Raw genomic sequence first — 10172 nt, forward strand, 5'->3', positions numbered from 1 at the left:
ATCCACACGCCGCTCGACGTCGACGCGATGCGCGCCGCGGCGCAATGCCTGATCGGCGAGCACGATTTTTCGGCGTTTCGGTCGTCCGAATGCCAGGCTAAAAGCCCGGTCAAGCATCTCTATGGCATCGACATCCGGCAGGCCGGCGATTTGATTCATTTTCGGTTTCGCGCGAACGCGTTCCTGCATCATATGGTTCGCAACCTGATGGGCTCGCTCGTTGCCGTCGGCCGAGGCCGCTATCCCGTCTCGTGGCTGGCCGACGTGCTGGCCAGCCGGGATCGCGATCGCGCCGCGCCGACCTTCATGCCCGAGGGTCTTTATCTAGCCCACGTGGGCTACCCCGAGGCGTTCGCGGTGCCGCCCGCGTCCCTCGGCAGCGTGCCATGGAGCGGTATTTGGAGCGAATGAGCCTATGACAAGCATTGCTGCCCCCGATGCAGAGCCCGATGCACGCGCCGCCGGCCAGAACCCCCGACGCACGCGCATCAAGCTGTGCGGCTTGTCGCGCCGGGCGGACGTCGAGCTGGCCATCGAATTGGGCGCGGACGCCATCGGGCTCGTCTTTTATCCGCCGAGCCCGCGCTCGGTCGGCGTGGACGAAGCCATCGATCTCGCCGGCGCATTGCCGCCGTTCGTGTCCGTCGTCGGCTTATTTGTGAATCCCACCGCGGCATGGATCGGGGAAGTCACGAGCAACGTGCCGCTCACCATGCTGCAATTCCATGGCGACGAGACACCGGCGCAGTGCGAACAGCTTGCCAGCATTGCGGGATTGCCATGGCTGCGCGCCCTGCGCATCGGGGCAGATACACAGCCCGCCGATTTGGTAGAATCGGCCCTTAACTATTCGACAGCCGGCGGCTTGCTCTTCGATACCCTCGTCGAGGGCTATGGCGGCGGCGGGAAGACATTCGATTGGTCACTTATTCCAGCAGAGCTCGCGCGTCGGGCCGTTTTGAGTGGTGGGTTGAACGCGCAAAACGTCGGTGACGCCATTCGGCGCGTGCGCCCGTACGCGGTCGATGTCTCGAGCGGCATCGAAGTACCGGGCGCCAGGGGCGTGAAGGATCCCGCCCGAATGGCGGCGTTCGTACGCGCGGTGCGCGAGGCGGACGCCGAGTGAAGGCCAAGGCGGCGCGGCGCCGAACGAGAAGCGCGCTCCGCCACCGCTGCGAAGAGTGAGAACCATGTACAACCTTCCTGATCAACAGGGCCACTTCGGCCCGTATGGCGGCACGTTCGTCGCCGAAACGCTCGTGCACGCGCTCGACGAGTTGCGTTCAGCTTACGAGCAGTACAGCAAAGATCCCGACTTCATCGCCGAGTACGAGCGCGAGCTCAAGTACTTCGTCGGGCGTCCGTCGCCGATTTATCATGCGCGGCGCTGGAGCGAATTGCTCGGCGGCGCACAGGTGTTTCTCAAGCGCGAAGACCTCAATCACACGGGCGCGCACAAGGTCAACAACGTGATCGGCCAGGCCTTGCTCGCCAAGCGCATGGGCAAGCCGCGCGTGATCGCCGAGACCGGCGCCGGCCAGCACGGCGTGGCCACGGCCACGATCGCGGCGCGCTTCGGCATGGAGTGCGTCGTCTACATGGGCGCCGAAGACGTGCGCCGGCAAGCGGCGAACGTGTACCGGATGAAGCTGCTGGGCGCCACCGTCGTGCCCGTCGAATCGGGCTCGCGCACGCTCAAGGACGCGCTGAACGAGGCGATGCGCGATTGGGTGACGAACATCGAAAGCACGTTCTACATCATCGGCACGGTGGCCGGCCCGCACCCGTATCCGATGATGGTGCGCGATTTCCAGCGCGTGATCGGCGACGAGTGCCGCGTGCAAATGCCCGAGCTCACCGGTCGCCAGCCCGACATGGTGATCGCGTGCGTGGGCGGCGGGTCGAACGCAATGGGCATTTTTTATCCGTACATCGACGATGCCGCCGTCAAGCTGGTGGGCGTCGAAGCCGCGGGCGAGGGGATCGAAACGGGCCATCATGCCGCTTCGTTGATCGGCGGCAGCCCCGGCGTGCTGCACGGCAATCGCACCTACCTGCTGCAGGACGAAAACGGCCAGATCATCGAAACGCATTCGATCTCGGCGGGGCTCGACTACCCGGGCGTGGGCCCCGAACATGCCTGGCTGAAGGATAGCGGCCGCGCGCAATACGTGGGCATCACCGACGACGAAGCGCTGAAGGCGTTCCACGATTGCTGCCGGATTGAAGGCATCATCCCCGCGCTCGAATCTAGCCACGCGCTCGCGTACGCGGCCAAGGTCGCGCCCACGTTGCCGCGCGACACGCATCTGCTCGTGAATCTCTCGGGCCGGGGCGACAAAGATATGCACACGGTCGCCGAACGCACGGGCCTCGCGCTCTAAGCTTCATCGGCAATGCGCGATCTCATCGACGAATTCGACGCCCCGGGGCCCACGGCCGCGGGCGGCGCGCTCGGCAGCACGGGCGCGCCGCGCCTGCCTATTGCCTTGCACAACCGCGATTTTTTTTCGGATGCGCAGGCGGTGCCCGACGGCTCGATCGACTTGATCGTCGCCGATCCGCCCTACGGGCTCGGCAAGGATTACGGCAACGATTCCGACATGCGTTCGGGCGAGGATTTTCTCGCGTGGACGCGTCGTTGGCTCGAGCTGGCGATTCCGAAGCTGAAGGCGAGCGGCTCGCTGTACGTGTTTTGCACCTGGCAGTACGCGCCGGAGATCTTCTCGTTTTTGAAGACGAAGCTCACGATGGTCAACGAGATCATCTGGGACCGGCGCGTGCCGAGCATGGGCGGCACGACGCGCCGCTTCACGTCCGTGCACGACAACATCGGGTTCTTCGCGGTATCGAAGGACTACTACTTCGATCTCGATCCCGTGCGGATTCCGTACGACGCGGTCACGAAGAAGGCCCGCTCTCGCAAGCTGTTCGAGGGCAGCAAGTGGCTGGAAGTCGGCTACAACCCGAAGGATGTCTGGTCGGTGTCGCGGCTGCATCGTCAACATGCCGAGCGGGTCGATCATCCCACGCAAAAGCCGCTCGAGATCGTCGAGCGGATGGTGCTGTCGAGCTGTCCGCCCGGCGGTCGCGTGCTGGACCCGTTCATGGGCAGCGGTACGACGGCGGTGGCTTGCGCACGGCATGGGCGTGCGTTCGTCGGCTATGAGATCAATGAAAATTACTGCGCGATCGCGCACGAACGCGTCGCCGCCGTCAGTGGCGTACCGTCCGACGCGCCCGCCGTCGCCTCGTGAGCGGCGCGGCATTTCGCACTTATCGGTAGAGAAGACACCATGTCCCGTATCGAACACACTTTCGCGGCGCTGGCCGCACAGGGCAAGAAAGGCCTGATTCCCTTCATCACGGCCGGCTACCCCGACCCCGCCCGCACGGTCGAATTCATGCATGCGCTCGTGGCCGGCGGCGCCGACGTCATCGAGCTCGGCGTACCGTTCTCCGATCCGATGGCCGACGGTCCCGTCATCCAGCGTTCCTCCGAGCGGGCGCTTGCACGCGGCGTGACGTTGAAGCACGTATTGGCCGACGTGAAGCGGTTCCGCGAACAAGACACCAAGACGCCGGTCGTGCTGATGGGCTACGCCAACCCGATCGAGCGCATGGGCATCGAGGCCTTTACGCAGGCGGCGGCCGAGGCCGGTGTCGACGGCGTGCTGACGGTCGATTACCCGCCCGAGGAATCGGCGCAATTCGCGCAGCGCATGCGCGCGGCAAACATCGATCCGATCTTCCTGCTCGCGCCTACGTCGACCGAGGAGCGGATCGCCGCCGTCGGCCAGGTCGCGAGCGGCTACGTCTACTATGTGTCGCTAAAAGGAGTGACCGGCGCCGCAAATCTGGACGTTTCCAGCATCGCGAGTAAAATCCCGGCCATCAAGTCGCAAGTGCGGCTGCCTGTTGGGGTCGGATTCGGTATTCGGGACGCTTCGACGGCGCGTGCGGTGGGCGAAGTGGCCGATGCCGTCGTGATTGGCAGCCGTTTGGTTCAGTTGCTCGAAGAAGTGCCGGCTGAAGCCGCCGTCTCCGAGTTGACGTCTTTCGTCGCCGGGATCCGCAAGGCGCTCGACGCCGCCTGACGGCGGCGCGTCGTCCCTACGCCCGGCGAGTTGGGGTTCGCCGGCGTGGGACGGCGAGAAACCTTCGCGCGACGCGAACGAAACAACATCATTTGAAGGAATAACGATGAGCTGGCTCGACAAACTGCTGCCGCCCAAGATCAAACAGACCGATCCGAAAAGCCGCAAGGGCATTCCCGAAGGGCTTTGGGTCAAGTGTCCGTCGTGCGAAGCGGTGTTGTACCGCAACGACGTCGAGGCGAACTTGCACGTTTGTCCCAAATGCAGCCATCACATGCGGATCAACGCCCGCGCCCGTCTCGACGCGCTGCTCGACGCGGAAGGCCGGTATGAAATCGGCCAGGAAATCGTCCCCGTCGACGCGCTGAAGTTCAAGGACAGCCGCAAGTACCCCGACCGCATCAAGGATGCGATGGACGATACGGGCGAAACCGACGCCATGGTCGTCATGGGCGGCGCCATTCACACGCTGCCGGTGGTCGTGTCCTGCTTCGAATTCGCGTTCATGGGCGGCTCGATGGGGTCGGTCGTCGGCGAACGCTTCGCGCGCGGCGCGCAAAATGCGCTCGAACAGCAAGTGCCGTTCATCTGTTTCACGGCTTCGGGTGGCGCGCGGATGCAGGAAAGTTTGCTTTCGCTGATGCAAATGGCGAAAACGACGGCGATGCTGACCAAGCTGGCCGACGCCAAGCTGCCCTTCATCTCCGTGCTGACCGATCCGACGATGGGCGGCGTGTCCGCGAGCTTCGCGTTCCTGGGGGACGTCGTGATCGCGGAACCCAAGGCGCTGATCGGCTTCGCCGGCCCGCGCGTGATCGAGCAAACCGTGCGCGAAAAGCTGCCCGAAGGCTTCCAGCGCGCCGAATTTTTGCTGCAAAAGGGCGCGATCGACATGATCGTCGATCGCCGTAAGCTGCGCGAGGAACTGGCGCGGCTCATCGCCTTGCTCACGCGCCAGCCCGCGGACGCCGTCGCTTAACCGTTAAACGCTGCTGACGCGGGACGGCCCGCGGTTTTGGATGACCACTTTTAGCACTCTCGACGCCTGGCTCGCGCATCTCGAGTCGGCGCATCCGGTCGGCATCGACATGGGCCTCACGCGCATCGGCAAGGTGAAGGATGCGCTCGGCCTCAGATTCGATTGTCCTGTCATTACGGTGGGCGGTACGAACGGTAAAGGATCGACGTGTGCGATGCTCGAGTCGATTCTGCGTGCCGGCGGCTATCACGTAGGCTGTCATACGTCGCCGCATCTGCTCGAATTCAACGAGCGCGCGCGGATCGACGGCCAAAACGCGACCGACGATGAACTGCTGCCGCACTTCGAAGCGGTGGAAGCGGCGCGCACGAGCCTTGCCGAGCCGGTTTCGCTCACCTATTTCGAATTCACGACGCTCGCGATCCTGCATTTGTTCGCGTCGCGCGGGCTCGACGCCGTCATCCTCGAAGTGGGGCTCGGCGGCCGGCTCGACGCCGTGAACATCGTCGATGCCGATTGCGCGATCGTCACGAGCATCGACATCGACCATACCGAGTATCTCGGCGATACGCGCGAGAAGATCGCTTACGAAAAGGCCGGAATCTTCCGACCGGGGCGGCCGGCTATCTGCGCCGATCCGGCGCCGCCGCAGACGTTGATCGATCATGCTCACGCGATCGGCGCCGAACTCTGGCTCTTCGGCCGCGATTTCCGCTACGAGGGCCAAGCAGGCAGCGAGCGGCAGCAATGGAGTTACGTGGGGCCTACGCTCAGACGCTCGGCGCTCGCGTATCCGGCGCTGCGCGGCGCCAACCAGTTGATCAACACCTCGGCGGCCATGGCGGCGCTCGAGGCGCTGCGAGACCGGTTGCCCGTGTCGGCCCAGGATGTGCGGCTCGGCCTGGCCAACGTCGAATTGACGGGGCGTTTCCAGGTGCTGCCGGGGCGCCCGGCGGTGGTGCTCGACGTAGCGCACAACCCCCATGCCGCGGCCGTGCTGGGGCAGAACCTGGGCAGCATGGGCTTCTTCCGGTACACCTACGCCGTGTTCGGTGCGATGCGCGACAAGGATATCGAGGGTGTCGTGCGACACCTCGCGGGCGAGATCGATCACTGGTGTCTGACCGATTTGCCGCTCGGGCGGGCCGCCTCCGCACAAGATCTGGAAAAGGTTTTGCGCGCGAGCGGCGTCGAGGAAGGGCCTGACAGCAGCATCGCGCGCTTCGCTTCGCCGGCCGAAGCGTTCCAAGATGCGCTGAGCCGAGCGACAGAGGATGATAGAATCGTGGTTTTCGGTAGTTTCTATACTGTGGCCGGTGTGATGGCCTATCGGAAGTCGCGGCAACATTGACCGACGCGCGTCGAACGGATGCGCCGCCCCCTCGAAACCAGCGGATTCATGCGATTTTTCTCGTTCGGCAAAAAAGACGACACGCCGCGCCGGCGTGGCGCCAGCGCTAGATCCGCGCGCAGCGGTGGGACGTTCGAGGCGCGCGACGAACGTCGTAGCCGCCGCGGCGAGCGCACAGGCGACGCCGATGCGATGCTGCTCGATCCCACCCTGCCCGAAAAGCAGCGGGCGCGCCGGCGGCTCGTCGGGGCCATCGCCCTCGTGGTCGCCGCCGTCGTGGTCCTGCCGATGGTGCTCGATTCGCACCCGAAGCCCGTAACCGACGACATCGCCATCGATATCCCCAACCGCCCCGCCACGCCCCCGTCGCGTGCGGGCGGCGACAGCGACGACGCGCAAGACACGCAGGCCGGCGTCGCACCCGACCGGGCCGATATGTCCGATACGGCGGGCTCCGGCGCCGCGGCAGCAGGGGTGGCGTCCGCGCCGGCTCCCGAAGCGGGGCAGAGCAAGGCGGCGCGCGCGCTCGCCGGCGGCGCTCAGCAAGCCAATGGCAAGCAGAACGCGTCGAAGCAGGCGCCGTCGAATGCTTCGACGGACAAGGACAAGTCGGCGCGCTCCAACGCAACACAGTCGGCGCAATCGACTCAGTCGACCCAATCGTCGGCCAAGCCGACCGCCATGCCGGCGCCGAGCGCCGCGCAAGCCGATTCCGGTACGCCGGCCGCACCGCCCGGCGCGCGCTTTGCGGTGCAACTCGGCACGTTCGCCGACGATGCCAGCGCGCGTGCGTGGGAAAGCAAACTCAAGGCAGCGGGCGTGCCCGCTTACATCGAACACAGCAAGCAAGCCAACGGCAAGCCGCGCACGATGCTGCGCGCCGGCCCCTTCGCCGATCGTGCGGCAGCGTCCGCCGCGATCGCCAAGGTGCGCGAAGCCGGCTTGACCGCGAACGCGGGCAACGCGGCGCAGTGACGGCCCAGATGCTGACCGCGTTCGATTACGCCGTGCTTGCCGTGATCGGCCTATCGGCCCTGCGCGGCGCTTGGCGGGGTCTGCTGTCGGAAATTTTCGGCCTGATCGGCTGGGTCGTCGCTTTTTTTGTGGCTTGCCGCTATGTACAGCTCCTGGTGCCCTATATTCCAAGCGACTGGCCCGGCGGTGCGCTGACCCAGTGGCTTTTGGCGTTTGCTGCGATCATGGTGGGCGTGGTGCTCGTGGCGAGCGTCGCCAACGCCTTGATCGCACGGCTCGTTGCCGTGAGCGGCTTGGGCGGCGTGGACCGCTCGCTCGGCCTGCTGTTCGGCATCGCGCGCGGCGCGGTGTTCGTGCTGCTGCTCGTGGCGCTGGCCGGGCTGACCGAGCTGCCGAAACAACAGTTTTGGCGTGACGCGCTGCTGCGGCCTTACGCCGAGCAAGGCGTACGTGAATTGAAGCCTTTGCTTCCCCCCGCGCTCGCCGCGTACGTTCGCGTGTGAGGCGCGTGTGCCGGCCTAGCCGGCGCCAACGTTTTTCGTATCTTTGAAGGACCCTGCCATGTGCGGCATCGTAGGCGTAGTCTCCCACTCCCCGGTCAATCAGCTGATCTACGACAGCCTTCTGCTGTTGCAGCATCGCGGCCAGGACGCAGCCGGCATCGCGACGGCGAACGGCAGCACGTTCCACATGTACAAGGCCAACGGCATGGTGCGCGACGTGTTCCGCACGCGCAACATGCGCAGCTTGCCCGGTACCTCCGGCATCGGCCAGGTGCGCTATCCGACGGCCGGCTCGGCGTCGAGCGAAGAGGAAGCGCAGCCGTTCTACGTGAATGCGCCGTTCGGCATCATCCTCGCGCATAACGGCAACCTCACGAACTGGCAGCAGCTCAAAGACGAGATGTTCCGGATCGACCGCCGGCACGTGAACACGAACTCGGATACCGAGGTCCTGCTCAACGTGCTCGCGCACGAGGTGCAACTCGCCAGCTCGGGGCTGCAACTCGAACCCGCCACGGTGTTCAAGGCGGTGGCGGGCGTGCATCGCCGCGTACGCGGGTCGTATGCGATCGTCTCGCTGATCGCCGGCTACGGCTTGCTCGCCTTCCGCGATCCGTTCGGCATTCGCCCCCTTTGCATCGGCAAGCACGAGACGGAGGAAGGTGTCGAATGGATCATCGCATCGGAATCGGTGGCGGTCGAAGGCATCGGTTTCGATTTCGTGCGCGACGTGGCCCCCGGCGAAGCGATCTTCATCGACAACGAAGGCCGTTTGCACAGCCAGCAGTGCGCCGATACGCCCAGCCTGAACCCTTGCATCTTCGAATACGTCTACCTTGCGCGTCCGGATTCGGTCCTCGACGGCGTGTCGGTCTACAACGTGCGTCTGCGCATGGGCGATTACCTGGCCGAGAAGATTAAGCGCGTGCTGCCCGATGTACCCATCGACGTGGTCATGCCGATTCCCGATTCATCGCGTCCGGCGGCGATGCAGGTGGCGGCCAAGCTTGGCGTCGAGTATCGCGAAGGCTTCTTCAAAAACCGCTACGTTGGCCGCACGTTCATCATGCCGGGACAGGCCGTGCGCAAGAAGTCGGTGCGCCAAAAGCTCAACGCCATGGCGATCGAGTTCAAGGACAAGAACGTGCTGATCGTCGACGATTCGATCGTGCGCGGCACCACGTCGCATGAGATCGTGCAGATGGCGCGCGATGCGGGCGCAAAGCGCGTGATTTTCGCGTCGGCGGCGCCGCCCGTGAAGTTCCCGAACGTCTACGGCCTCGACATGCCGACGCGCGGCGAACTCGTGGCCCACGGTCGAACGGACGAGGAGGTGGCCAACATCATCGGGGCCGATCATCTCGTCTATCAAGACGTCGACGCGCTCAAGCAAGCCGTGCGCGACATCAACCCTGCACTGGCGCGTTTCGAAGCATCGTGCTTCGATGGCGACTACATCACGGGCGACGTCACGACTCAGTACCTCGACCGGATCGAACTCGCGCGGCTTTCGCCGCAATCGCAATCGGAGCGCGATTCGGCCGGCGACGCCGTCGACGGCACGGTCACGCGCTCGCAATTGCATCTGCAGTTGTCGGTGGAATAGACCGTTATCGTGTCGGTGTGGCGCTGTGGCGTGGTTCGACGCCAAGGCGCCTCTGAACGTGAAGCCCGCTTTTGCCGATGCAAAGCGGGCTTTTTGCTGGCCATTCCTCGCGTTGGATGGTGCGTCTTGCGACGACAGCGCGCAGGAGCGTTACGCGGCAACGAGGGCGCGCAGCGGGACTTATCGTAGCGCCGCCTCACGCGGCAATTGGGTTCGAGGATGTGGTCGATATTTGCAGGAATCTCGGTCGGGGATAGCAGGGGGCATAGCTGCAGGTCGAGCCGTAGCGGCGGGAAAGGGGAACGGGTGCTTATGTGGTGCTGCATTGGCAAGCTTTGCCGTCGTTTCCGTGGATAGGTCGGTGATCAGCCCGTCGTTCGCATCACCGCGGTCTGCGCAAAACGGTCTGATGAGGCTGAACCCGCGATGATCGCTTGATTGGAAGTACCGGAAGGTCCAATAGGCGACGATGTCCGCCATTTGAATAAGTCGCGAGGCTTTCGAGTCCAAGAATAGCGGCACTTCAATGCGTTTGTCGCTCGAAAACGCTGAAGCCGGCGACGACGAAAAATTCGGAGTTGGGATCGTCCGGATGTCCAGACTCGTCCAAATAGAGTAGATGCAATCGTGGCCCCCAAAATGAAAAACGGACCGCAGTGCG

12 protein-coding genes are annotated in these 10172 nt (G+C 64.6%); 10 read left to right on the top strand and 2 right to left on the bottom strand.

Annotation, left to right across the window (positions count from 1 at the left end; translation table 11 throughout):
• The 10 genes from ACTHNR_RS18430 to purF all read left to right on the top strand — a co-directional run.
• Positions 1-411 (top strand): tRNA pseudouridine synthase A (locus tag ACTHNR_RS18430; RefSeq protein WP_440549103.1); only part of this gene is annotated, 411 nt, incomplete at its 5' end.
• Positions 412-415: 4 nt separating this feature from the next.
• A complete protein-coding gene (locus ACTHNR_RS18435; RefSeq protein ID WP_440549104.1) occupies positions 416-1126 on the top strand; it encodes a phosphoribosylanthranilate isomerase in 711 nt (236 codons plus the stop codon).
• Positions 1127-1190: 64 nt separating this feature from the next.
• The gene (gene trpB, locus ACTHNR_RS18440) at positions 1191-2384 is read left to right on the top strand and encodes a tryptophan synthase subunit beta (RefSeq protein WP_440549105.1); all 1194 of its coding nucleotides are present in this window, start codon (positions 1191-1193) and stop codon (positions 2382-2384) included.
• A gap of 12 nt (positions 2385-2396) precedes the next feature.
• Entirely contained in the window at positions 2397-3257 is an 861-nt protein-coding gene (locus ACTHNR_RS18445; protein WP_440549106.1) for a DNA-methyltransferase, read from the top strand.
• A 39-nt stretch (positions 3258-3296) separates the two neighbouring features.
• The gene (gene trpA / locus ACTHNR_RS18450) at positions 3297-4097 is read left to right on the top strand and encodes a tryptophan synthase subunit alpha (RefSeq protein ID WP_440549107.1); all 801 of its coding nucleotides are present in this window, start codon (positions 3297-3299) and stop codon (positions 4095-4097) included.
• 106 nt (positions 4098-4203) lie between these two features.
• Positions 4204-5076 carry an acetyl-CoA carboxylase, carboxyltransferase subunit beta gene (gene accD / locus ACTHNR_RS18455; protein WP_440549108.1) on the top strand — a complete coding sequence of 291 codons (873 nt, stop codon included), beginning with the start codon at positions 4204-4206 and terminating at the stop codon, positions 5074-5076.
• A gap of 40 nt (positions 5077-5116) precedes the next feature.
• A complete protein-coding gene (gene folC / locus ACTHNR_RS18460) occupies positions 5117-6427 on the top strand; it encodes a bifunctional tetrahydrofolate synthase/dihydrofolate synthase (RefSeq protein WP_440549109.1) in 1311 nt (436 codons plus the stop codon).
• Positions 6428-6475: 48 nt separating this feature from the next.
• Complete coding sequence (locus tag ACTHNR_RS18465; RefSeq protein WP_440549110.1) at positions 6476-7402, top strand: SPOR domain-containing protein; 927 nt, start codon at positions 6476-6478, stop codon at positions 7400-7402.
• A gap of 8 nt (positions 7403-7410) precedes the next feature.
• Complete coding sequence (locus ACTHNR_RS18470; RefSeq protein WP_440549112.1) at positions 7411-7905, top strand: CvpA family protein; 495 nt, start codon at positions 7411-7413, stop codon at positions 7903-7905.
• 58 nt (positions 7906-7963) lie between these two features.
• Positions 7964-9511 carry an amidophosphoribosyltransferase gene (gene purF / locus ACTHNR_RS18475; RefSeq protein ID WP_440549111.1) on the top strand — a complete coding sequence of 516 codons (1548 nt, stop codon included), beginning with the start codon at positions 7964-7966 and terminating at the stop codon, positions 9509-9511.
• A 180-nt stretch (positions 9512-9691) separates the two neighbouring features.
• Here purF and ACTHNR_RS18480 read toward each other — a convergent pair whose 3' ends face one another.
• Together ACTHNR_RS18480 and ACTHNR_RS18485 are read right to left on the bottom strand one after the other, a co-directional pair.
• Complete coding sequence (locus ACTHNR_RS18480) at positions 9692-10039, bottom strand: DUF3800 domain-containing protein (protein WP_440549113.1); 348 nt, start codon at positions 10037-10039, stop codon at positions 9692-9694.
• On the bottom strand, positions 10035-10136 hold the full coding sequence (locus tag ACTHNR_RS18485) for a DUF3800 domain-containing protein (protein ID WP_440549114.1): 102 nt from the start codon (positions 10134-10136) through the stop codon (positions 10035-10037). The genes ACTHNR_RS18480 and ACTHNR_RS18485 overlap by 5 nt, the downstream gene beginning before the upstream one ends.
• Positions 10137-10172 lie beyond the last annotated feature (36 nt).

Source organism: Trinickia sp., from assembly GCF_051954495.1.
GTDB lineage: Bacteria > Pseudomonadota > Gammaproteobacteria > Burkholderiales > Burkholderiaceae > Trinickia.